Origin of the sequence: Methylobacterium brachiatum, from assembly GCF_020523825.1 — a bacterium.
Taxonomy (GTDB): Bacteria; Pseudomonadota; Alphaproteobacteria; order Rhizobiales; family Beijerinckiaceae; genus Methylobacterium; species Methylobacterium brachiatum.
In genome coordinates this window covers 101,757-124,365 of the sequence record NZ_JAJALK010000014.1, presented here as the reverse complement: position 1 = coordinate 124,365, position 22,609 = coordinate 101,757, and the positions used below count along the sequence as shown (strand labels likewise).

Sequence of the window (22,609 nt, the reverse complement as noted above, 5' to 3'; positions counted from 1 at the left end):
CGGGAACCGGATTCCGGCGCGTGTCTTGGCTCCCCAGCGACATCGCGAGCGGCAGGACGCCCCGTGCATCTGCGCGGAATCTGGCCGCATCGCCCGGGATTTGGCCCGGCGAGGCCGCGTCCCGCCTCTGCGCTCCCCCGCGATCTGGAGAACCGACGCCATGAAGGCACTCTGCTGGCACGGCAAGAACGACATCCGCTGCGACACGGTCCCGGATCCGGTGATCGAGGATTCCCGCGACGTGATCATCAAGGTGACGAGCTGCGCGATCTGCGGCTCGGATCTCCACCTGATGGACGGCCAGATGCCGACCATGAAATCCGGCGACGTGCTCGGCCACGAATTCATGGGCGAGGTGGTCGAGGTCGGCCAGGGCTTCACCAAGTTTCGGAAGGGCGACCGGATCGTCGTCCCGTTCAACATCAATTGCGGCGCCTGCCGCCAATGCAAGCTCGGCAACTGGTCGGTCTGCGAGCGCTCGAACCGCAACGGCGAGATGGCGGCCGCGCAGTTCGGCTACCCGACCGCGGGCCTGTTCGGCTACTCGCACCTCACCGGCGGCTATGCCGGCGGCCAGGCCGAATACGTGCGCGTCCCCATGGCCGACGTGGCCCCCATGAAGGTGCCGGACGGCATGGATGACGAGTCGGTCCTGTTCCTCACCGACATCCTGCCCACCGGCTGGCAGGGCGCCGAGCATTGCGAGATCCAGGGTGGCGAGATCATCGCGATCTGGGGCGCCGGCCCGGTCGGCCTGTTCGCGATCCAATCCGCCAGGATCATGGGCGCCGGGCGCATCATCGCCATCGACACCGTGCCCGAGCGGCTCGCCCTGGCGAAGACATCCGGCGCCACCGACGTCATCGACTTCATGAACGAGGACGTGTTCGAGCGGATCCAGGAGATCAGCAAGGGCCAGGGCGCCGACGGCGTGATCGACTGCGTCGGCATGGAGGCGAGCGCCGGCCATGGCGGCCTCACCGGCGTGCTCTCGACGCTCCAGGAGAAGCTGACCTCCACCGAGCGCCCCTACGCGCTGGCCGAGGCGATCAAGGCGGTGCGGCCCTGCGGGATCGTCTCGGTGCCGGGCGTCTATGGCGGCCCGGTGCCGGTCAACATGGGCTCGATCGTCCAGAAGGGCCTCACCCTCAAGAGCGGGCAGACCCACGTGAAGCGCTACCTGGAGACGCTCACCAAGCTGATCCAGGCGGGCAAGTTCGACATGACGTCGATGATCACCCACCGCTCCACCGACCTCGCCGACGGCCCGGACCTCTACAAGACCTTCCGGGACAAGGCCGATGGCTGCGTGAAGGTGGTCTTCCACCCGAACTGAGCCCGCGCGCCGCGCTCGATACCGCTGACACGACCCCGGTCCGCCCGGACCGGGGCTTCGTGACCATCGCCCCGATCCCAGGATTGCTCCCGTATGACCAACCCGGCTGCCCGTACCCTGCTGCCTCTCCTCCTCTGCACCGTCGCCGGGCCGGCCCTGGCGCAGGAGCCCGTCGCCGCGACGTCGCCGCCGGGCGGATCATCGGCGCTGACGCAGATCGCCCGGTTCCAGCATCAGGTCACCGGCGTGACCGTGGCGCAGGACGGCCGGATCTTCGTGAACTTCCCGCGCTGGACCGAGGATTCCCCGGTCTCGGTGGCGGAGCTGAAGGACGGGAAGCCCGTCCCCTACCCTGATGGGGAGTGGAACAGCTGGCGCAACGCCCGCAAGGACGCGGTCGACCCCAAGACCCATTTCGTCTGCGTGCAGAGCGTGGTCGCCGACAAGCAGGGCCGGCTCTGGGTGGTCGATGCCGCCGCCCCCGCCATGGCGGCCGTGGTCAAGGACGGTCCGAAGCTGGTGGCGATCGACCTGAAGACCAACGCGGTCGCCAAGACGATCGCGTTCGACCCATCGGTGGCCCCGCAGGGATCCTACCTGAACGACGTGCGGATCGCGCCGGACGGGAAGACGGCCTACCTCACCGATTCCGGTGCCGAGGGCGCGCTGGTCGTGGTCGATATCGAGTCCGGCAAGGCCAAGCGGCTGCTGGCGGGCGTGGCCGCGACCATGCCCGACCCGGCCGTGACCGTGACCTATGACGGCAAGCCGCTCCGGCGGCCAGATGGACGCGGCGTGGAGTTCTCGGCCGACGGCATCGCCCTCTCGCCGGACGGCAAGACGCTCTACTGGCAGGCGATCAAGGGCAAGACGCTGTACAGCCTGCCGACCGACACGCTGACCGGCTGGCTGACGGCCCCGATGATGCCGGAGGCGCTGGCCGACAAGACCCTGGCCGGCAAGATCGTCACGGTCGGCGAGAACGGCCCGGCCGACGGGCTGCTGATCGATCGCGACGGCAGCCGCCTCTACGTGACCTCGCCGCAGGATGATTCGATCAAGGTGCGCGACCTCGCCGCCAAGCAGACCGGACTGACGACGCTGGTGCAGGATCCGCGGCTGCGCTGGCCGGACACGTTCAGCCAGGGCCCGGACGGGACCCTCTACGTCACGACCTCGCACATCCAGGATTCGGCCTTATACAAGGAGGGCGCACCGATCGCCCTGCCGACCGAATTGTGGAGCTTCAAGCCGGCGACTGCGCAACGCTGAGGTCGCCGAGGACCCGCATCCCCGGTCAGCACGATCGGCCGGGGGTGCGATCGGGCTCGTCCCGGACGTGCCAATACCAATATCGCTCAGGCTTATCGGTCGGTTACAGGGGCTCCCGGCACGCGTCGATAAGAATGATTCTAAATTACGTTTAACAGACTTCAGAAATATTCTGATCTCATTAATACAATACATATCGATTATTGATGATAACAAGAAATTTTCGGATCCATACAGATGGCACTTGACTCAAGGCCTTAGCGTTCCGTTAACGGCAAGATGTCATCGTCTTTTCGCAGATTCCCGTCCGGCTCGCGCCAGACCTGATCCACTGCCGTTGAGACATCACCAGAGACCCGACCGACCCATGGGCATGCTGTTTTCGAGGGATCTCCACGCGAAGGTGGAGGCGCTGGACCGGTCCCAGGCGGTTATTGAATTCGCGCTCGACGGCACGATCCTCACGGCCAACAAGAACTTCCTCAATGCGGTCGGCTACAGCCTCGACGAGCTCCGCGGCCGGTCTCACGCGACCCTGGTCGACCCGGCCTATCGGGAGAGCGACGCCTATCGCGCGTTCTGGGCGGCACTCCGGCACGGCGACTTCCAGGCGGGCGAGTTCAAGCGCATCGGCAAGGGGGGCCGCGAGATCTGGCTCCAGGCGACCTATACCCCGATCCTCGGCCGGGGCGGCAAGCCGATCAAGGTCGTCAAGTTTGCGAGCGACGTGACCGAGCAGGTCATGCGCACCATCGGGTATGAGGGCCAGATCGCCGCGATCAACCGGTCGCAGGCGGTGGTCGAGTTCGCGCTCGACGGCACGGTGCTGACCGCGAACGACAACTTCCTGACCACGTTGGGGTATCGCCTGGAGGAGGTCCAGGGCCGCCACCACAGCCTGTTCATCGACCCGACCGAGCGCGACAGTGCCGAATACCGGCGCTTCTGGGACAGTCTGGGCCACGGCGAGTACCAGATGGCCGAGTACAGGCGGCTGGCCAAAGGCGGGCGCGAGGTCTTCATCCAGGGCAGCTACAACCCGATCTTCGACCGGGACGGACGCCCGCTTCGGATCGTCAAGTTCGCCACCGACGTCACCGCCACGGTGCTGGAGCGCCGGCGCCGGGCGGCGTTGCAGGACACGATCGCCCACGACCTGAACGCCATCGCGGACGCCGCCTCCGGCGTCTCGCAGCAGGCCGGGCAGGCGGTCCAGGCGTCGGCCCATGTCTCCGGCGACATCCAGACGGTGGCCTCGGGCGCCGAGGAGCTCGCCGCCTCGGTCGCGGAGATCAGCGCGCAGGTCACGCAGGCATCGGAGATCTCCGGGCAGGCCGTGGGCCAGGCCCGGGAGACGCACCGGATCATCGCCGGCCTCAGCGCGTCGGCGGCCCAGATCGGCGAGGTCGTCGCGCTGATCCAGAGCATCGCGGCGCAGACCAACCTGCTGGCCCTGAACGCCACGATCGAGGCCGCCCGCGCCGGCGAGGCCGGTCGCGGTTTCGCGGTGGTCGCCGCGGAGGTGAAGGAACTCGCCAACCAGACCGCCCGGGCCACCGAGCAGATCGGCACGCAGATCACCGGGAGCCAGGACGCGACCCGGGGGGCCGTGGAGGCGATCGGCTCGATCCAGGGCACGATCGTGAGGCTGAACGAGGTCGCGACCGCGATCTCGAGCGCCGTCGAGCAGCAATCGGCGGTCACGCGCGAGATGTCGGCCAGCATGCAGACGGCCGCTCAGGGTGTCGGCGCGATCACCACCAACCTCGAACGGATCGCCCAATCGGCCGAGCAGGCCGACAGCGCCACGCAGCAGCTGCGCACCGCCGCGCGGGATGCCGCCTAGGGCGCTCGCCGCGGACCTCGCAGCGCGGATTGCAGCCGCTCAGGCCACGGTGTCGGCCGCCAGGGTCGCCGCCACCTCCCTGCCGAGCATCATCAGGAGCGAATCCACCGCGAGCAGTGCCGCCGACGGTGCGGGGCCGGCCGCCTGCAGGGTTCGGCGGGCGGCCAGGACCAGCTCGATGCTGGTGAGGAGAGCGGCGCTGTCCGGTGCGGATTCCGCATCGTCGGCGAGGGTGAGGACGAGGCCGTGGCCGAAGCGGGGACGTCCCCCCTCCCCCGCCTCGAAGCGCCCCTGCATCAGGACCGTCCGGACCGTTCCGGCCACCGGCGCGGTCCGGAAGGTCGTGCGCAAAGTCCCGCCCGCCTCACGGAACAGCCGGATCGCTGCGAGGACGGCGTGGCGATCCTCCGGATGCACGAACGCCGCGGCGTGCCCGAGCGGCAGTCCCGGGCTTCGATCCGCCGCGGGAATCCCCAGGATCCGGGCCGCTTCGCGGGAGAACCGCAGATGCGCGCCATCGTAGCGCCAGAGACCCGCCTGCGCGGCGCGCAGGGGCGACCGTTCGACGGCACGAGGGTGCTGCGCGTCGGCGTCGGAGCGGATATCCGGCAGCTGCGGCATGGCGCGTCCCGCGGAAGGCTTCTTCGGTTCGAGCCGCGGTCGTAGGGAAGTCCTCGGTCGGGACGCACGCGCGCATCCACACAACCGATCGACCGCTCGCCGGAACTTGCTAATCTATATCAGTTTAGACTCGTGAATATCTGCATGCCGTACTTGTGATGCTGAGAAAAGAGCCCGGCGCTGCGACGAAGCGGCGCTGGTCGTTTCGTCGCCCCGCCGTCCCGATCGAGCCCTCACGAGACCGCCATGTGCAACCTCTACAGCCTGCGCACCGGCCCAGCGCAGCTGCGCCGGGCCTTCGGGATCGTCCAGGACCGCACCGGCAACCTGCCGCTGCTGCCGGCGATCTTTCCGGACCAGATGGCACCGGTGGTCTGGAACGGGCCGGATGGCCGGGAACTCGCCCTGATGCGCTGGGGCATCCCGGGCCCGAAGGCGTTCGGGGAGCATCCGATCACCAATGTCCGCAACGCCGCGAGCCCGCATTGGCGCCCCTGGCTCGGCCCGGCCCATCGCTGCCTCGTCCCGGCGACCGCCTTCAGCGAGTATGCCGACACCAAGCCGCGCAAGACGCCCGTGTGGTTCGCCCGCGACGACGACCGATCGCTCTTCGCCTTCGCGGGCATCTGGCGGCCCTGGACCGGCGTGCGCGGGACGAAGCGTGAGAATCCGGACCGCGTGGCGGAGGAGCACCGCCTGTTCTCGTTCCTGACCACGGAGGCGAACGGCGTCGTCGGCCCGGTCCATCCCAAGGCGATGCCGGTCCTGCTCACCGAGCCGGAGGAATGGGCGGCCTGGCTGGAGGCGCCGACCCCGGAGGCGCTCAAGCTGCAGCGTCCCTTGCCGGATGCGGCGATGCGGGAGGTAGCCCGAGGTCCCCGTGCGGACGGGCCCGAGACGGAGGCCGAGCCGGAGCGGTGAAGGGAGGGTCGGGCGGTTACTGGAGCGAGCCGCCGTTCCGCGCCTGAAGCAGCCGCAGGGCCTCTTCCAGCACCGCGTGGAGGTCCGCCGCCCCCTGCGCGCTGAGCGGCAGGCCGACCCGCTGGCCGTGGATCGTGTCGAGGACGATCATGGCGAGGTCCTCGCCGATCAGCAGGCTGGGCTTCGGCAGGCAGAGCGGCAGCACGAAATCGCCCTCGCGCTCGCCGAGGGCATCGACCGCCTCGCCGGGGCGGAAGGGCTTGGTCTTGTCGCTCATCGCGGGCTGTCCTCGCGGGCATGTCCGGTATGATGCAGAAGGCTACGCCATCGGGCGCCACCCGGCCAGCCTCGGGCGCCGACGACCGCCGTCCGATGACGCTTCAGCGCGTCCCGTCCGGCCGGCGCAGCGTCCGGACCGTCAGCGTATCGATCTCCAGGGATCCGACCTTCAGGGACCCCACCTCCAGCACGCCGACCCGGGCGCGGCCGACCGAGAGCCGGCCGATGGCGAAGGCGCCGAGCGCCACCGCGCCGAAGGCCACCGCGCCGAAGGCCACGGCCCCGATCGCCAGCGCTCCCAGCGCCGAGGCGCCGACGGCCCCGGCTCCGAGGGCCCCGGCCCCGAGCGCGGCCGCCTCGCTGGCACGGGCGGCTCCGGGCTCGGCCAGGCGGCGGCGCACCGCCTCGGGTCTGTGGGATTCGCGCATGCGGGACCGTCTCGTTGCGGAGCCTCGGGCATCGTCCTCCCTCCGGAACGCGCCAGGGCCGGATCGGGTCCGGATGCGCGTGGACCGAACGGCAAGCGCGGCATCACGGCGGCAGGGTCGGCCGATCCATGCCGGCCGATGCGGCCTCTCAGTAGAGCCGCGTGCGGTAGGATTCCGCGATCCGCCCCTCGGCCTCCGCGACTCCGGATGCGGCGGTCTGCTCGGCCAGGATGCGCCCGAGGCTGGGAAAGGTGTCGCGGGCGACGTGGCGCGACCGGTCCCAGAGCTGCGCGCGCATCAGCGCCTTGCCGCAATGGAAGAACGCCTCCCGCACCCGCACGATCAGCCCGATGGTCGGCACGGTGCCCCGGGCGCCCAGGGGCTCGAGCAGGGTGCGGTCCTGCGTCACCGCCGCGGTGCCGTTCACCCGCAGGGTCTCGTCGATGCCCGGCACGAAGAAGATCAGCCCGACACCGGGGTTCTCGATGACGTTGCGAAAGCTGTCGATCCGGTTGTTGCCGCGCCGGTCGGGGATCACCAGGGTGCGGCTATCGGGAACGGCCACGAAGCCCGGCGCGTCGCCCCGGGGGCTCGCATCGGCCTGGCCGGCCGCGTCGGCGCTCGCCAGCACCAGGAACGGCGCGAGCGCGATGAACCGGCGGGCGTAATCGTCGAGGTGGTCGAGCACCTTGGCGGCGGCGAGCGGGCCGACCGCGCCGAACTGCGCACGCAGCTCCGCCCCATCCCGGATCGTCGCGGAAACCCCGGTGTCTGCGTCCATGCGATCCTCGCTGCGGCGGTGATGCCTGAGGCGGCTGAATCTCGCCCGTCGAGCGACAGCATCGGCGGGCAGGATGGCTTGAGGCTTTCGGAACGCCCGGGTCAGGGCCAGACGCGAATCGCCACCGGGCGGCGCAGCAGGTCCCGGTCGGAGGTGATCGTGCAGCCCTCGATCCGCAGGCTCGCGTAGGTCAGGAGCGCCCGGTCGCCGACATCGTCGAAATTGCGCCCCTGCGCCGCAGGATCGAGCAGCGACGGGTAGGCGATCAGCGGCGCGGTCGCCTTGCACGGGTCGTCGTACAGGGTCGCGCCGTCGAGGAGCAGGCGGGGCGTGTCCCAGGCGATCAGGTCGCGCGAACTCGTCCAGTAGAAACCGGACCGGGCGAAGCCGTCGCCGGCCTTGGCCATGAACACCGCGATCCAGGCGCCCGTCGCGCGGTGGCGGACCACGGCTCCCACCGGCCCCGGGAACGGCCCCACCGGCCGGCAGGTGGCTGCGGGCGAGACGGGCTTGCGGTAGGGGTCCGGGAAGGCGGCGGTGAAGCCGGTGCCGGTCCAGGCGCGCCAGCGGGCCGGGTCGGCCGGGTCGTCGCTGCGGAACAGGCAGAGTCCGGCCGCCTGGTCGCTGCCGGGGCGGTCCCAGCCGGTGGTGGAGACCAGGACGTAGCGCCAGCGCCCCTCCGCCACGATGTTCGACGGGTTGAAGAAGCCGCGATGCCGGCCCTGATCGACCTCCTGGCGGAACGGGGCTCCGGCGACCACCACGGGCGGGTTCCGGCGCGCGAAGCTGCGCCCGCCATCCGCGGAAGCCGCGGCCGTGATCGTGTTGTACCAGCACGCCATGTAGGAGCCGGCCGGGCAGCGGCCGGGATGCTCGTTGGCCTGGTATTCGTGGTGCAGCAGCGCGGCGACGTGCCGGCCGTCCTCGGTCCAGGTGGCGGTGATCCAGGACCGGTCGTCATAGGATGCCGGATCGGGCTTCTCGCCCGAATCGAGCACCACGGCGCAGTCGAGCTTGAGGTGGTCGAGGTCGGGCCCGCGCAGGGCGCGGTTGCGGTAATGCATCCCGAACAGGGCCACCGCCCCGGCGGCATCCCGGAACGCCCGGGCCGGCGCATCCGGCACATCGGCCCCGTCGCAGGCATCGCGCCCGGCCTTGAACACGATGGCGGGGGGCCCGACCAGGGTCAGGGCCGAGAGCGGCGGCTCGGCGGCGGCTTGGGCTTCCGGGGGGATGAGGAGGAGCGGCACGAGGGCAGCTGCGAGCAGGGCGAAACGCTGCCGGATTCCGCGCCGCACATAGGGTCTCAAATTTACAGATTGCCCGGTGAAGGCCGCGACACGCCCGCTCTCCCGTTCGGGAGAGGGTCGGGGTGAGGGACCAGGATCTTCCGGATAGGTCGCACCCCTCACCCTGTCCCTCTCCCGCACGGGAGAGGGGACCCGCGCCCCGTCTTGAGATCGGCGAACACCCGCCCCCGCGGAGGGGGAAGGGAAACGCGGCGTCGGCGCACGCCCTGTTCCAGCCATCCTGTACGCCAAGCCCATCGCGGAGATCCGGGTGCGTCCCGGCTACGCCTGGACAAAGCGCGCCAGATTCGCTTGAGAACCGTTACAGAGTACTTGCCGCCCGGCCGTCGCCCGAAAGTCTTACATGCTCCTCCTGATCCTCGGGCTCGTGCTGTTCCTCGGCACGCACGCCTTCTCCATGGTCCGCTCGCAGCGCGCCGCGATCGTGGGCCGGATCGGCGAGGGCCGGTTCAAGCTCGGCTACACCGCCCTGTCGCTGCTCGGGCTGGTGCTGATCGCGGTCGGCTTCCACGATTACCGGCTCGCCGGCTACATCCCGGTCTGGGATCCGCCGGTCTGGACCCGCCACCTCGCCCTGACGCTGGTGTGGCTGGCCTTCGTGTGCCTCGCCGCCGCCTATCTGCCGGGCCATATCCGGGCCAAGGCCAAGCACCCGATGCTGCTCGCCGTGAAGATCTGGGCGACCGCCCACCTGCTCGCGAACGGCGATCTCGGCTCGATCCTGCTGTTCGGCGGCTTCCTGGCCTGGGCGGTGGCGGCGCGGATCAGCGCCAAGCGCCGGGCGCTCGCCCCCGGGGCGGTGGTCGCCCAGCACGGCGGCCCGGCCGTGGCCCCGCATGGCTGGCGCAACGACATCCTGGCCGTGGTGATCGGGACGGCCGTCTGGTTCGTGTTCGCCCGCTACCTGCACTACCCGCTGATCGGCGTGCCGGTCTGGCCCGGAACCGCCTGAGACCCACCGCCGCCTCAAGCCCGCTGTCGCCAACCCGGCGCCCGTGTGTTAGGCGCGGGGCTCGATCGCTGTGCAAGGTGGCCCGCGGATAGACGCGGGCCGGGAAATGATGGCCGAGAACAACGAGTTCATTCGCGAGGTCGACGAGGATTATCGCCGCGACCGGATCCTCCAGATCTGGAAGCGCTACAGCGGCGTGATCATCGCGCTCGCCGTGCTCCTGGTCGTGGGCGTGGCGGGCTGGCGCTACTGGCAGAACCAGCAGCGCGTGGCCGCCGAGGCCGCCTCGGTGCAGTTCGACGAGGCCAACCGCCTCGCCCGCGACGGCAAGGTCGCGGAGGCCGACAAGGTTTTCGACGCGCTGGAGGTCCAGGGCCCCGCCGGCTACCGCCTGCTCGCCCGGTTCCGCTCGGCCGCGGAGGCCGGCAAGCGCGACGCGGAGGCGGGCGCGAAGGAATTCGACACGCTCGCCGGTGACACCGGCCTCGGCGACGGCCTGCGCGATCTGGCGCGGCTGCGCGCCGCCCTGCTGCGCCTCGACAGCGCGAACCCGGACCCGGCTCTGGCCAATCTCCAGGGGCTCGCGGCCGGCACGCCGTTCCGCCACACCGCCCGCGAGATGCTCGGCCTCGCCGCCCTGAAGAAGGGCGATTTCGAGGAGGCCGGCCGCTGGTTCGACCAGCTGGTCGCCGATCCCGAGACCCCCCGGAACCTGCGTGAGCGGATCGAGGTCTACGCGGCCCTCGTGGCGGGCGGCCCGGTCACCGTGACCGAGGCCAAGCCCGAGGTCGCCGCCCCGCCCCCGCCGATCACGCGCTGATTTTTCTTCGACCACTTCGAGACATACCATGGACATGCCGACCGTCGCGATCGTCGGGAGGCCGAACGTCGGCAAGTCGACCCTGTTCAACCGCCTCGTGGGCAAGAAGCTCGCGCTCGTGGACGATCGGCCGGGGGTGACCCGCGACCGGCGCGAGGGCGATGTCAGATTCGGCGGCCTCCATTTCCGGGTGATCGACACCGCCGGTCTGGAGGAATCGGACGCCGCCACCCTCATGGGCCGGATGCGGATGCAGACCGAGGCGGCAATCCTCGCCGCCGACGTGGTGCTGTTCGTGATCGACGCCCGCGCCGGCGTGCTGCCGGCCGACCAGCCCTTCGCGGAACTCGTGCGCCGGGCCGGCTGCCCGGTCATCCTGATCGCCAACAAGGCCGAGGGCGGCACCGGCCTCTCCGGCGCCTACGAGGCCTTTACCCTCGGGCTCGGCGATCCGATCCCGTTCTCGGCCGAGCACGGCGAGGGCCTGGGCGAGCTGCATGAGGCGCTGAAGGGCGTCCTGCCCAAGCCCGACCCGGAGGACGACGAGGAGGACGAGGACGCCCCCGGCGGCCGCTCCCTGAAGGTCGCCATCGTGGGCCGCCCCAATGCCGGCAAGTCCACGCTGATCAACCGCATGCTCGGCGAGGACCGGCTGCTGGTCGGCCCCGAAGCCGGCATCACCCGCGACTCGATCTCGCTGGACTGGGAGTGGCGCGGCCGCAAGATCAAGCTCCACGACACCGCCGGCATGCGCCGCCGCGCCCGGATCGACGACAAGCTGGAGAAGCTCGCGGTCTCGGACGGGTTGCGCGCGGTCCGCTTCGCCGAGGTGGTGGTGGTGCTCCTCGACGCCACGATCCCGTTCGAGAAGCAGGACCTCACCATCATCGACCTGGTCGAGAGCGAGGGCCGGGCCGTGGTGATCGGCCTCAACAAGTGGGACCTCGTCGCCGACCAGCCCGGCCTGCTGAAGCAGCTGCGCGAGGATTGCACCCGCCTGCTGCCGCAGGTGCGCGGCGTCGCGGTGGTGCCGCTCTCGGGGCTCGCCGGCGAGGGCCTCGACAAGCTGATGCAGGCGGTGGTGCAGGCCGCTGAGGTCTGGGACAAGCGGATCTCGACCTCGCGCATCAATGACTGGCTGAGCGAGGCGACCTCCCGCAATCCGCCCCCGGCGGTGTCGGGCCGGCGGATCAAGATCCGCTACGCCACCCAGGTGAAGAGCCGGCCGCCGCATTTCGCCCTGTTCGGCAACCAGCTCAACGCCTTGCCGAAATCCTACACCCGCTACCTGGTGAACGGCCTGCGCGAGGCGTTCGAGCTGCCGGGCACGCCGATCCGGCTGAGCTTGCGGACCTCGCAGAACCCGTTCGACAAGGGCTGAGGCGTTTCCCGCCAAACGATCGCGCCGTCATTGCGAGCGCAGCGAAGCGACCCAGGGCAGCGCGCGATCCTCGGGTGTGGTGCATCCCTGGGTCGCTTCGCTCCGCTCGCGATGACGAAATGGGGGCGAGCAGAGCGGTCACCGGGCCGCGTCGGCGATCCAGTCCACCGCGGCCGACAGCGCGGCGCGCTCGTCCTTTCCGTCAGCCAGAGCCGCCTCGAACGCCCCGACCTGCCCGTCCGCGCTGGTGCCCTCGGCCACGATCGCCCGGGCGCGGGCGACGTCCGCCGCGCAGCCCAGCGCATCCGCATCCTCCGCCACCAGGGCGAGGACCGCCTCCAGCGCCGCGGCGAACGGCACCGCCTCGGCCTTCGCCTCGTCGATCAGCGTCGCGCGCACGCCGCTGTGCTGGGCCCGCCACAGGTTCTCCGAAGCCAGCGACCGCGAGACGCCGTCGAGCCCGGCATTCAGCTCGGGCCGGCGCACGCAGAGCCGCACCAGGCAGCGGTACAGGGCGGCGACGCAGAGCGAATCGTCGAGCCGGGTGCAGGCATCGGCGATGCGCAGCTCCAGGGTCGGGAACTTGATCGAGGGCCGCAGGGACCACCACAGGAAGCTTGCATCCGCGATGGCGCCGGAGCGGGTCATGATGTCCACGAACCGGGCATGGGCGGCTGCGTCCAAGAAAAGCTCGGGCAGGCCGGTGCGGGGCAATTCGCCGAAGACGCTGAGCCGGTAGGCCATCAGCCCGGTCGCCTCCCCCTGCCAGAACGGCGAGGAGGCCGAGAGCGCCAGCAGCAGCGGCTGGAACGGCAGCAGCCGGTTCATGAGGTCGACCCGCGCCTCCGGGTCCGGCACCTCGACATGGACATGCATGCCGCAGATCAGCGCCCGCCTCGCCGCGATGCCGACATCCGACAGGATGCCCTTGTAGCGCGCGCCGTCGGTGGCGGTCTGGCGGGACCAATGCGCGAGCGGATGGGTGCCGCAGGCGAGCAGGCTCAGCCCGCTCTCGGCCGCGATGCCGGCGAGCTGCGCCCGCTGGCCACCGAGATTCTCACGGGCGGCCTGCGCATCGTCGAGCGGCGGCGTGCAGACCTCGACCTGCGCGGCGACCAGCTCCCGCCCGGTCTCGGGCAGCTCCGCCTTCACCCGGGCATGAAACCCGGCGAGGTCCCCCCGGGGCGTGCCGCGTGTCTCGGCATCGGCAAGGAAATACTCTTCCTCGATGCCGAAGCGGTAGCTATGGGCGTTCATCGACACTCCGGACGCACGACACGCACGCCAACGCGCCGGGCCGCCCGAAGGTGCCGGTCGTTACGGCCGCAGCGCCCCGCCCACCAGCCAAGCCGGGTCGAACCAGCGGTCGGCCTCGCCGTCATAGGGGAGGCGCGTGATGTCCCAGTTCTGGATGTACTTGGCGTAGACGTTCCACACCGCGATGCCGCCGCCCACGAAGATCCGGCGGCCCGGGTAGCGCTTGAGCACCTGCTCCGGATCCTCGTGGCTGCGGATCACGTCGATGGTGCGGTCCTTAAAGGCGAAGTCCGGGACCGAGGCCACGGTCTTCGGCCCGGCGATCAGCACATGGCCCATGGTGAGCGCGAAGAACCGCGTCACGTCCTCTACGAAGAGCGGGTCGGTGTTGCCCTCCCAGGGCAGGTGCCCGTTCAGGCCGAGCTGGCCGCGCAGGCCGATCGCACAGATGCAGCGGACGTCGATCATGAGGTCACCAGATGTGAGAGACGGGAATCACCCGGCCGATCCCACCCATCCCCTCATCCTGAGGTGCCCGGCGATCGCAGATCGCTGGGCCTCGAAGGAGCTCTCCAGAGGCCTCTGCGATCCCTGAAGGCCTCCTTCGAGGCTGCTGCGCAGCACCTCAGGATGAGGGTGGATCGGATGGATTCACCCGGTCGTAAAAGGGCGCTGTCCGTCACTCGGGCGCGCGGAACTGCAGCACCCGGTCGGTGGGGAAATCGTAGAGCTTGCCGGTCTCGGTCCAGTCCGGCGCGGCGAGCCGCACGAAGTGGGGGACGAGATCCTCGGGGGTCTTGAGGGTTTCGGGATCCTCGCCCGGCATGGCCGAGCGGCGCATGCCGGTGCGCAGCGGCCCCGGATTGAGCAGCATCGCCCGGATCGCGGTGGTCTCGTTCTCGGCCGCGTAGGTCCGCACCATCGCTTCGAGCGCCGCCTTCGAGACCGAGTACGGCCCCCAATAGGCCCGGCATTTCGAGGCTGCGCCCGACGAGACGAAGATCGCCCGGCCGGCATCGGACATGCGCAGCAGCGGGTCCAGCGAGCGGAGCAGGCGCCAGTTGGCGGTGACGTTGACCTGCATCACTTGGTCCCAGACCTTCGGGGTGATGTGGCCGATCGGCATGAGCGCGCCGAGGATGCCGGCGTTGCCGACCAGGATGTCGAGCCGCTTCCAGCGCTCGTTGATCGCCGCGCCCAGCCGGTCGATGGCGTCGTAATCGGCGAGGTCGAACGGCACGAGCGTGGCGCTGGATCCGGCCGCCCGGATGGCGTCGTCCAGCTCCTCCAGGGCGCCGACCGTGCGGGCCACCGCGACCACATGGGCCCCGGCCCCGGCCAGGGCCAGGGCGGCCGCCCGCCCGATGCCGCGGGACGCCCCGGTGACGACCGCGACGCGGCCTTCGAGCTTTCTCTGAGGATCAGCCATGCCCAGGACCTAGCGCATTTCCGCGCCAGGGGGATCCAAAAATTCCGGTTTCAAAAGGTCCGTGACCTTTTGCGGGCTCAGGGAAGAGCCCCGCGAAGATCCCAGGGGCGCCGCCCCTGGACCCCGCCAAAGGGCTGAGCCCTTTGGGATCCCCCGCTCAGTCCGCTTCGGCCAGCATCGCGAAGCGCTTCGGACCGGCGATGGAGAGGTCGGTCAGGCCGGTCGGGTACTCACCCGTGAAGCAATGGTCGGTGTATTGCGGGCAGGCCGCATTGCGCTCCTCCTCGCCCATCGCCCGGTAAAGGCCGGGGATCGACAGGAAGGCCAGCGAGTCCGCGCCGATATATTTGCGCATCGCCTCGAGGTCGTGGGTCGCGGCCAGAAGCTTCTCCCGCTCCGGCGTGTCGATCCCGTAGAAGTCCGGGTAGGTGATCGGCGGCGAAGCGATCCGGAAATGCACCTCGGCGGCACCGGCCTCGCGCATCATCCGGACGATCTTCACCGAGGTCGTGCCGCGCACCAGGCTGTCGTCGACCAGCACGATGCTCTTGCCCTCGATCGCCGCGCGGTTGGCCGAGTGCTTCATCCGCACGCCGAGCTCGCGCACCGACTGGGTCGGCTGGATGAAGGTCCGCCCGACATAGTGGTTGCGGATGATCCCCATCTCGAACGGGATGCCGGTCTCCTGCGCGAAGCCGAGCGCCGCCGGCACGCCGGAATCCGGCACCGGCACGACGACGTCGGCCGCGACGGAGGCCTCGCGGGCCAGTTCCCGGCCGATCGCCTTGCGCACCGCGTAGACGCTCTTGCCGTTCACCACCGAATCCGGCCGGGCGAAGTAGATGTACTCGAAGATGCAGGGCCGCATCGGCACCGCGTCGGCGAAGCGGATCGACTCGATCCCCTCCTCTGAGATAACCACGACCTCACCGTTCTCGACGTCGCGCACGTAGCGCGCGCCGATGATGTCGAGGGCACAGGTCTCGGAGGCCAGCATGTAGCGGCCGTCGAGCTCGCCCAGCACCAGCGGGCGGATGCCCAGCGGGTCACGGGCGCCGATCAGCTTCTTGTTGGTCAGCGCCACGATCGCGTAGGCACCCTGGATCGCCTGCAGGGCGTCGATGAACCGCTCGACGATCCGCGGCTTCCGCGAGCGGGCCGCGAGGTGGAGGATCACCTCGGTGTCGGAGGTCGACTGCGTGATCGCGCCGTCGCGCACGAGATCGCGGCGGATCGACAAGGCGTTGGTGAGGTTGCCGTTATGGGCGACCGCGAGGCCGCCGCTGGCGAGCTCGGCGAAGAGCGGCTGCACGTTGCGCAGGATCGTCCCGCCGGTGGTCGAGTAGCGCACATGCCCGATGGCGGCGCGACCTTTCAGCCGGGCGATGGTGTCGCCATCCGAGAAGGAATCGCCCACGAGGCCCGGGCGCCGCTCGGAATGGAACACCGAGCCGTCGAAGGAGACGATCCCGGCCGCCTCCTGGCCCCGGTGCTGCAGAGCGTGCAGCCCGAGCGCCACGATGGCCGAGGCCTCCGGGTGCCCGAAGATGCCGAAGACGCCGCATTCCTCGCGCAGCGTATCACCGTCGAGGTCGAAATCGGAGGCGTAAGCGTCGGATTGGGACATGCTGCGATCGATCACTTCACGAGTCCCGGCGGCGACGGGCCGGCGCGCCGGTCGTCGCGGATATCATCCGATCGTCTCCGGAACCGCTATCTAGGCGTTCCACGGAGAGCGACCAACGGCGCGCGCCGCAGGTCAGCGTCGCGTCGGGGTCGGCGCGGTCTCGGTGCGGCGCTGGGGCGCCACATCGGTCTCGGCGGGGGCGTCGGCCGCCTCGTTGGGCGGCGGGCCGGCCTTCGGCTTCTTGAACTGCTTCAGGAAGCCCTCCGGATTCTCGGGGAGCTGGGCCACCAGGGCGTCGCCGGATTTCTCCAGCATCGGGCGCGTGCGCGCCTGCGCCGCCCAATCCGGCACCTTGCCCTGCACCAGCCAGGACAGGAACACCCAGCCGATCACGCAGATCAGGAAGCCGCGGCCCGCCCCGAACAGGAAGCCCAGCGACCGGTCGACCGCGCCGATGCGCGAGTCGAGCACCACGTCCGAGATCTTCACGGTGATGATCGAGACGATGATCAGCGTGCCGAGGAAGATCGCCGCGATGGAGGCGACCAGCGCCACGGTATCGCTGTTGACGTGCTGCTTCACCAGCGGAAGCAGCATCGGATAGAACGACCAGGCGACGGCGGCGGCGGCGACCCAGGCGATGATCGCCAGCACCTCGCGGGTGACGCCACGCACGGCCGCGAGCAGCGCGGAGACCGCGACGATGCCGAGCACGACGAGATCCAGAACGGTAAACGGCATCTGTGAGCTTTTAGGAACCAGAGGGGATGCCGCGGCGGCCATGCGGCTCCCCGGGACCGGGGCCGAAGTATACCAAGCCGAAACTCGGCCGTCACCCTCGGGCGCGGACTGCGCGTGCGGCCTGTGCCGTCCGTGCATCAGCCCGCGCCGATCGTGAGTGACGAGAGGGCTTCCACCGGCCCCGTTTACCTCGTTCCGATCGCCGGCCTGTTTGGGGCGGTGCTGATGATCTCGCTGGTGCTGGCGGGCAAGATCGTCTGCGTGGGCGGCCTGACCTTCACGGCGGCGGTGATCGTGTTTCCCGCCTCCTACCTGTTCGGCGACGTGCTGACCGAGGTCTACGGCTATTCCAGCACCCGGGCCGTGGTCTGGACCGGCTTCCTGGCGCAGGCGCTCTGGATCCTGGCCTACGGGATCGCGGCGGCTTTGCCGCCCGCGCCGTTCTGGCCGCACCAGGCGGCGTTCGAGGCGGTGCTCGGCGCCACCCCGCGGCTCGCGCTGGCCGGGCTCGCGGCCTATCTCACCGGCGAGTTCCTGAACGCCTACCTGCTCGCCAAGCTGAAGCTGCGCTTTCGCGGCCGGGGACTGCCCGCGCGGCTCGTCGCCTCGACGCTGGTCGGCCAGGGCATCGATTCGGCCCTGTTCATCGGTCTCGGCTTCGGCGGGCTCTATCCCGCCGCGGATCTCGTCCGCCTCGCGCTCTCGATCTGGGCGCTGAAGGTCGCCTGGGAGATCGTGGCCCTGCCCCTCAGCGTGCCGCTGATCGGCTTCCTGAAGCGCGCCGAGGGCCGCGACGCCTTCGATACGGATACGGATTTCAACCCGTTCCGCTTGCGGGGGTGAGGGATGTTGCGGCATCGAAAAGGTGCTACCTTTGTAGCACTTTCCGGAGGAGCGTGACCATGCCGGCAGCCAAGCGAACGCCTGGCGTGACGAAGAGCGCCAAACCGCCGACTCAAGCGTCACCCACGGCGGTTGTGACCGTTCGGCGCCAAGGCGGAGCCCGCGTGATGACGCTCCCCCCCGCCGTTCTGGCCGCGATCGGAGCCGATACGGGCACCGACCTCACACTCGCCGTACAGGACGGCGCTCTGGTCGCGACACCGGTCGCGAAGCGAAAACGTCGCTATACCCTGGCGGAGCTTCTGGAAGGGGCCGAGCATCTGCCGGCCTTGTACGCGGATACGGCCAAGGCTCTGGAAGGCCCTCCAGTGGGCAATGAGATCGGGTGATGGGCCCGCGGCCGAAAGTTCCGAAACGTGGCGAGATCTACTCGATCAACCCCAACCCGGTCATCGGCCGGGAAATGCGCGATCGACATTACTGGATTGTCCTGACGCCGGAGGCCGTGAACGTTCACGGCACGGCAATCGCCGTGGTGATCTCCACGGTGGCGGCGGGCGCCCGCGCCGCGGGCCTCACAGTCCCCGTCACGGCGGATGGCGTGACCGGCGTGGCGGTCTGCACGCAGGTCCGCAGCTTCGATCTCCGGGCGCGCCTCGCCGATGGCAGTGCGAGCCTCGCCGGTATCGCGGATCCGGACACCGTGGGCGAGATCGCCGCGCGGGTTGCCAGTCTCGTCGACCCCTGAGAGCAATGCCGCGAACCGACTCGCCTCACGGGTCCGCATCGTGCATCCGTCCGCGGGGAATCGAGGATCGGGGGCGCTTCGGTGGCGGGTAGGCGATCGGTGACGGAATCCGGAACAGATATCGGCGCCCACGGCGCCCGGCTGACCATCGATCTCGGGGCGATCGCGGCGAATTGGCGGATGCTGGCCGCCCGGGGGACCGATTGCGCCGCCGTGGTGAAGGCCGATGCCTATGGCTGCGGCATCGCGCAGGTCGGGCCGGCCCTCTGGGCCGCCGGGTGCCGGACCTTCTTCGTCGCCCACCTGTCCGAGGGCGTCGCCGCCCGGGCCGCCCTGCCGGAGGCCGCGATCTACATCCTGAACGGCCTGCCGCCCGGCGCCTGCGCGACCTTCGTGGCGCACGACCTGCGCCCGGTGCTCGGCAGCCGTGAGGAGATCGCCGAATGGGCCGCCTTCTCGGGCGGGGGCCGGCCGTCGGCGCTCCATGTCGATACCGGCATGAACCGACTCGGGCTGCCGGTGCCGGAGGCGCTGGAGCTTGCCGGCGATCCGGGCATCGCGGCCGCCGGCATCGACCTGCTGCTCAGCCACTTCGTCAGCGCCGAGAAGCCGGAGGATCCGGTCAACGCCCGGCAGATCGCCGATTTCGCCCGGGTCCGGGCGGCCTATCCAGGCCTGCTTGCCTCGCTCGCCAATTCCTCGGGGGTCTTTCTCGATGGCGCCCGGCACGACCTGCTGCGGCCGGGCTACGCCCTGTTCGGCGGCAACCCGACCGCCGAATCCGCCAACCCGATGCGCCCGGTGGTGCGGCTGGAGGCCCTGATCGCCCAGGTGAGGCATGTCGAGGCCGGAACCAGCGTCGGGTATAACGGCCGCTGGACCGCGCCCGCCCCGAGCCGTCTGGCGACGCTGTCGCTCGGCTATGCCGACGGCTTCCCCCGGTCGATCAGCGGGCGCGGGCAGGCCCTGGTCGGGGGCGTGCCCTGCCCGATCCTGGGCCTCGTCTCCATGGACCTCATCATCCTGGACGTCACCGCGGCCCCCGCGGCCGGGCGCGGCGCCAAAGCCGTGCTGATCGGCGACGAACTCGACATCGACACGGTCGGCCGCGCCGCCGGGACGATCGGCTACGAGATCCTGACGGGGCTGGGTTCGCGTTATGTTCGAACCTATGTAGGGTGATCCGACCCCTTCTCGAATGCCGGACCGGCGGCACGCGGACCCGAATGGCCAAGATCCACCAGACCTTCGTCTGCCAATCCTGCGGGGCGGTCTACAACCGTTGGCGCGGTCGCTGCGAGGCGTGCAACGGCTGGAACACGATCGTCGAGGAGGCGGCCGCCGCGCCCGGCCAGTCCGGCCCGGTGGCGACGCGGCCGTCCCGCGCCCGCGGCCGGGTCTTCCCCCTCGAGGGGCTGACCGGCGAGACCAAGGAGGCGCCGCGCATCCCCTCGGGAATCGGCGAGCTCGACCGGGTCACCGGCGGCGGCTTCGTGCGCGGCTCGGTGATCCTGCTCGGCGGCGATCCCGGCATCGGCAAGTCGACCCTGCTGATGCAGGCTTCCGCCGCCATGGCGGGGACGGGCGAGCGGGTCGCCTACATCTCCGGCGAGGAGGCGGTGGGGCAGGTGCGCCTGCGGGCCGAGCGGCTGGGCTTGAGTTCCCGCCCGGTGGATCTCGCCGCCGAGACCAATGTCGAGGACATCATCGAGACCCTGAGCCAGGGCCGGCCGCCGGCTCTGGCGATCATCGATTCGATCCAGACCATGTGGACCGAGACCGTGGAATCGGCCCCCGGCACGGTCACGCAGGTGCGCTCCTCGGCTCAGGCGCTGATCCGCTTCGCCAAGACCACCGGCACGGCGGTGATCCTGGTCGGCCACGTCACCAAGGACGGGCAGATCGCCGGCCCCCGGGTGGTGGAGCACATGGTCGACGCGGTCGCCTCGTTCGAGGGCGACCAGGGCCACCATTTCCGCATCCTGCGCGCGGTGAAGAACCGCTTCGGGCCCACCGACGAGATCGGCGTGTTCGAGATGACCGATGCGGGGCTCGCCGAGGTGCCCAACCCTTCGGCCCTGTTCCTGGCCGGGCGCGACCATCAGGCCGCGGGCACCGCGGTCTTCGCCGGGATGGAGGGGACGCGGCCTCTGCTGGTGGAGATCCAGGCGCTGGTGGCCCCCTCCTCGCTGGGCATGCCCCGACGGGCGGTGGTCGGCTGGGACCCGAACCGGCTGTCCATGGTGCTGGCCGTGCTGGAGGCCCATGGCGGCATCCGGCTCGGCACCCACGACGTCTATCTGAATGTCGCCGGCGGCCTGCGCATCACCGAGCCGGCGGCCGACCTCGCGGTCGCCGCCGCCCTGGTCTCGTCCCTGTCGGGGGCGGTGCTGCCGCCGGAGACGGTCTATTTCGGCGAGATCGGCCTGTCGGGAGCGATCCGCCCCGTGGCCCAGGCCGGATCCCGGCTCAAGGAGGCCCAGAAGCTCGGATTCGCCAAGGCGCTGATCCCGCAGGGCCGCGGCGAGGGCGACAAGGCCCTTTCGGTGGAGACCCTGCGGCACATCGCCGATTTGGTCGCCGGGATCAGCGCCGGCGCGCCGCGGAAGGGCTCCGGGCAGCGCGGGCGGGCGCAATCACGCTACGCCGATGAGGAGGTTTAGGCTTGGCTGTCGCTTTGCTCGCGGCGACGGACGAGGCAATTTGAAGCGCGCGGCGGCTTGTGAAGGCCGCGACATGCCCCCTCTCCCGTGCGGGAGAGGGCTGGGGTGAGGGATCAGGACTTTCCGGAGAGGTCGCACCCCTCACCCTGTCCCTCTCCCGCACGGGAGAGGGGACCCGCGCTTTCCGCCTCCACGGTACAATCACAACGACGATCGAATCCTGTTGCGCCCGTGGCTCCCAAGGGGAGGAGAACGCGTTGCGCTACCCGCCGGTCACGCTCATGTGCCGGGGCACCGCGGCCGGGCGCTGACGCTCGATGACGAAGTCGTGGCCCTTGGGCTTGCGGGTGATCGCTTCGACCACGGCGGCGGCCAGCACGGCATCGTCCGGGGAGGCGCGCAGCACGGCGCGCAGATCCGCCGAATCCTCCTGGCCGAGGCAGAGGTAGAGCTGGCCGGTGCAGGTCAGGCGCACACGGTTGCAGCTCTCGCAGAAATTGTGGGTCAGCGGCGTGATGAAACCGAGCTTGCCGCCGGTCTCCTCGACCCGGACGTAGCGCGCCGGGCCGCCGGTGCGGTCGGACAACGGTGTCAGCGTGTAGCGGCTCTCCAGGCGCTGCCGCGCCACTGAGAGAGGCAGGAACTGGTCTGTGCGGTCGGCCTCGATCTCGCCGAGCGGCATCACCTCGATCAGGGTCATGTCCATGCCGAGCCCGTGGGCCCAGGCGATCATGTCAGGGATCTCGTCGGCGTTGACGTCCCGCAACGCCACCGCGTTGATCTTGACCTTCATGCCGGCCTTGCGCGCGGCCGCGATGCCGTCGAGCACCACCGGCAAATCGCCCCGGCGGGTGATCGCCCGGAATTTGCCTGCGTCCAGCGTATCCAGCGAGACGTTGATCCGGCGCACGCCGAGGCTCGCCAGCTCGTCGGCGTAGCGCGTGAGCTGCGTGCCGTTGGTAGTCAGCGTCAGCTCCTCCAGCGCGCCCGAATCGAGGTGGCGCGACAGGCGGCGGAACAGGTGCATGATGTCGCGGCGCACCAGGGGCTCGCCGCCGGTGATCCGGAGCTTGCGCACGCCCCGGGCGATGAACACCCCGCAGAGCCGGTCCAGCTCCTCCAGGGTCAGCAGGTCGCGCTTGGGCAGGAACTGCATGTTGTCCGACATGCAGTAGGCGCAGCGCAGATCGCAGCGATCCGTCACCGAGATGCGCAGATACGAGATCGCCCGCTGGAACGGATCGATCAGCGGCGCGGGCGACGGCGCGCGGGGCGCCTCGGCCGTAAACCCCTGCGGCGTGCTGGAGATGTCATCGAGCATGATTGAGCATATGATGCCCGATACGGTCGTGGG

At 70.2% G+C, this 22,609-nt stretch carries 23 protein-coding genes; 12 read left to right on the top strand and 11 right to left on the bottom strand.

The features are described 5' to 3' along the window. Window positions 1-160 precede the first annotated feature (160 nt). The 3 genes from LGR69_RS24930 to LGR69_RS24920 all read left to right on the top strand — a co-directional run bounded on the left by LGR69_RS24930 (window position 161) and on the right by LGR69_RS24920 (window position 4,454). The gene (locus tag LGR69_RS24930; protein WP_230367685.1) at window positions 161-1,336 is read left to right on the top strand and encodes a zinc-dependent alcohol dehydrogenase; all 1,176 of its coding nucleotides are present in this window, start codon (window positions 161-163) and stop codon (window positions 1,334-1,336) included. 93 nt (window positions 1,337-1,429) lie between these two features. Further along, window positions 1,430-2,608, top strand: a complete 1,179-nt coding sequence (locus LGR69_RS24925; protein ID WP_230367684.1) for an SMP-30/gluconolactonase/LRE family protein — start codon at window positions 1,430-1,432, stop codon at window positions 2,606-2,608. 367 nt (window positions 2,609-2,975) lie between these two features. Continuing rightward, window positions 2,976-4,454, top strand: a complete 1,479-nt coding sequence (locus tag LGR69_RS24920; RefSeq protein ID WP_230367683.1) for a methyl-accepting chemotaxis protein — start codon at window positions 2,976-2,978, stop codon at window positions 4,452-4,454. 39 nt (window positions 4,455-4,493) lie between these two features. Here LGR69_RS24920 and LGR69_RS24915 read toward each other — a convergent pair whose 3' ends face one another. Continuing rightward, window positions 4,494-5,075 (bottom strand): PAS domain-containing protein, encoded by a 582-nt coding sequence (locus LGR69_RS24915; protein ID WP_230367682.1) that lies wholly within the window; start codon window positions 5,073-5,075, stop codon window positions 4,494-4,496. A gap of 246 nt (window positions 5,076-5,321) precedes the next feature. Here LGR69_RS24915 and LGR69_RS24910 point away from each other — a divergent pair, with 246 nt between their 5' ends. Beyond that, window positions 5,322-5,996 carry an SOS response-associated peptidase gene (locus LGR69_RS24910; protein WP_122162023.1) on the top strand — a complete coding sequence of 225 codons (675 nt, stop codon included), beginning with the start codon at window positions 5,322-5,324 and terminating at the stop codon, window positions 5,994-5,996. A gap of 16 nt (window positions 5,997-6,012) precedes the next feature. On the opposite strand, the gene LGR69_RS24905 is transcribed toward LGR69_RS24910, so the two are convergent. The 4 genes from LGR69_RS24905 to LGR69_RS24890 all read right to left on the bottom strand — a co-directional run bounded on the left by LGR69_RS24905 (window position 6,013) and on the right by LGR69_RS24890 (window position 9,031). Then, on the bottom strand, window positions 6,013-6,273 hold the full coding sequence (locus LGR69_RS24905) for a hypothetical protein (RefSeq protein WP_230367681.1): 261 nt from the start codon (window positions 6,271-6,273) through the stop codon (window positions 6,013-6,015). 103 nt (window positions 6,274-6,376) lie between these two features. Then, window positions 6,377-6,703, bottom strand: a complete 327-nt coding sequence (locus LGR69_RS24900; RefSeq protein ID WP_230367680.1) for a hypothetical protein — start codon at window positions 6,701-6,703, stop codon at window positions 6,377-6,379. A 148-nt stretch (window positions 6,704-6,851) separates the two neighbouring features. Continuing rightward, complete coding sequence (locus LGR69_RS24895; RefSeq protein WP_230367679.1) at window positions 6,852-7,484, bottom strand: pyridoxamine 5'-phosphate oxidase family protein; 633 nt, start codon at window positions 7,482-7,484, stop codon at window positions 6,852-6,854. A 101-nt stretch (window positions 7,485-7,585) separates the two neighbouring features. Further along, on the bottom strand, window positions 7,586-9,031 hold the full coding sequence (locus LGR69_RS24890) for a hypothetical protein (RefSeq protein ID WP_230367678.1): 1,446 nt from the start codon (window positions 9,029-9,031) through the stop codon (window positions 7,586-7,588). Window positions 9,032-9,137: 106 nt separating this feature from the next. On the opposite strand from LGR69_RS24890, the gene LGR69_RS24885 reads away from it, so the two are divergent. The 3 genes from LGR69_RS24885 to der all read left to right on the top strand — a co-directional run bounded on the left by LGR69_RS24885 (window position 9,138) and on the right by der (window position 11,947). After that, the gene (locus LGR69_RS24885; RefSeq protein ID WP_091863986.1) at window positions 9,138-9,746 is read left to right on the top strand and encodes an NnrU family protein; all 609 of its coding nucleotides are present in this window, start codon (window positions 9,138-9,140) and stop codon (window positions 9,744-9,746) included. A 109-nt stretch (window positions 9,747-9,855) separates the two neighbouring features. Continuing rightward, on the top strand, window positions 9,856-10,566 hold the full coding sequence (locus LGR69_RS24880) for a tetratricopeptide repeat protein (RefSeq protein ID WP_007560272.1): 711 nt from the start codon (window positions 9,856-9,858) through the stop codon (window positions 10,564-10,566). 28 nt (window positions 10,567-10,594) lie between these two features. Beyond that, window positions 10,595-11,947 carry a ribosome biogenesis GTPase Der gene (der, locus tag LGR69_RS24875; protein WP_091863987.1) on the top strand — a complete coding sequence of 451 codons (1,353 nt, stop codon included), beginning with the start codon at window positions 10,595-10,597 and terminating at the stop codon, window positions 11,945-11,947. A gap of 138 nt (window positions 11,948-12,085) precedes the next feature. On the opposite strand, the gene LGR69_RS24870 is transcribed toward der, so the two are convergent. The 5 genes from LGR69_RS24870 to LGR69_RS24850 all read right to left on the bottom strand — a co-directional run bounded on the left by LGR69_RS24870 (window position 12,086) and on the right by LGR69_RS24850 (window position 17,001). Further along, window positions 12,086-13,204, bottom strand: coding sequence for a carboxylate-amine ligase (locus tag LGR69_RS24870; RefSeq protein WP_230367677.1), 1,119 nt, complete (start codon window positions 13,202-13,204; stop codon window positions 12,086-12,088). Window positions 13,205-13,264: 60 nt separating this feature from the next. Further along, window positions 13,265-13,672: a dihydrofolate reductase gene (locus tag LGR69_RS24865; protein ID WP_050733992.1), complete on the bottom strand. Its 408-nt coding sequence runs from the start codon at window positions 13,670-13,672 to the stop codon at window positions 13,265-13,267. A 211-nt stretch (window positions 13,673-13,883) separates the two neighbouring features. Beyond that, window positions 13,884-14,633: an SDR family NAD(P)-dependent oxidoreductase gene (locus tag LGR69_RS24860; protein WP_230367676.1), complete on the bottom strand. Its 750-nt coding sequence runs from the start codon at window positions 14,631-14,633 to the stop codon at window positions 13,884-13,886. Window positions 14,634-14,790: 157 nt separating this feature from the next. Next, window positions 14,791-16,260: an amidophosphoribosyltransferase gene (gene purF, locus LGR69_RS24855; protein ID WP_007560282.1), complete on the bottom strand. Its 1,470-nt coding sequence runs from the start codon at window positions 16,258-16,260 to the stop codon at window positions 14,791-14,793. 132 nt (window positions 16,261-16,392) lie between these two features. Next, on the bottom strand, window positions 16,393-17,001 hold the full coding sequence (locus LGR69_RS24850) for a CvpA family protein (RefSeq protein WP_039902383.1): 609 nt from the start codon (window positions 16,999-17,001) through the stop codon (window positions 16,393-16,395). A 153-nt stretch (window positions 17,002-17,154) separates the two neighbouring features. Between LGR69_RS24850 and LGR69_RS24845 the strand changes: the two genes are divergently transcribed. The 5 genes from LGR69_RS24845 (at window position 17,155) to radA (ending at window position 21,255) form a co-directional block, all read left to right on the top strand. After that, window positions 17,155-17,844, top strand: coding sequence for a queuosine precursor transporter (locus LGR69_RS24845; RefSeq protein WP_230367675.1), 690 nt, complete (start codon window positions 17,155-17,157; stop codon window positions 17,842-17,844). Between the two features lie 167 nt (window positions 17,845-18,011). Further along, the gene (locus LGR69_RS24840; protein WP_007560288.1) at window positions 18,012-18,233 is read left to right on the top strand and encodes an AbrB/MazE/SpoVT family DNA-binding domain-containing protein; all 222 of its coding nucleotides are present in this window, start codon (window positions 18,012-18,014) and stop codon (window positions 18,231-18,233) included. Beyond that, a complete protein-coding gene (locus LGR69_RS24835; protein ID WP_122162014.1) occupies window positions 18,233-18,592 on the top strand; it encodes a type II toxin-antitoxin system PemK/MazF family toxin in 360 nt (119 codons plus the stop codon). The genes LGR69_RS24840 and LGR69_RS24835 overlap by 1 nt, the downstream gene beginning before the upstream one ends. 99 nt (window positions 18,593-18,691) lie before the next feature. Then, on the top strand, window positions 18,692-19,774 hold the full coding sequence (alr, locus tag LGR69_RS24830) for an alanine racemase (protein WP_230367674.1): 1,083 nt from the start codon (window positions 18,692-18,694) through the stop codon (window positions 19,772-19,774). A gap of 44 nt (window positions 19,775-19,818) precedes the next feature. After that, window positions 19,819-21,255 carry a DNA repair protein RadA gene (radA, locus tag LGR69_RS24825; RefSeq protein ID WP_230367673.1) on the top strand — a complete coding sequence of 479 codons (1,437 nt, stop codon included), beginning with the start codon at window positions 19,819-19,821 and terminating at the stop codon, window positions 21,253-21,255. A 262-nt stretch (window positions 21,256-21,517) separates the two neighbouring features. On the opposite strand, the gene moaA is transcribed toward radA, so the two are convergent. Then, on the bottom strand, window positions 21,518-22,576 hold the full coding sequence (moaA, locus tag LGR69_RS24820) for a GTP 3',8-cyclase MoaA (RefSeq protein ID WP_230367672.1): 1,059 nt from the start codon (window positions 22,574-22,576) through the stop codon (window positions 21,518-21,520). Window positions 22,577-22,609 lie beyond the last annotated feature (33 nt).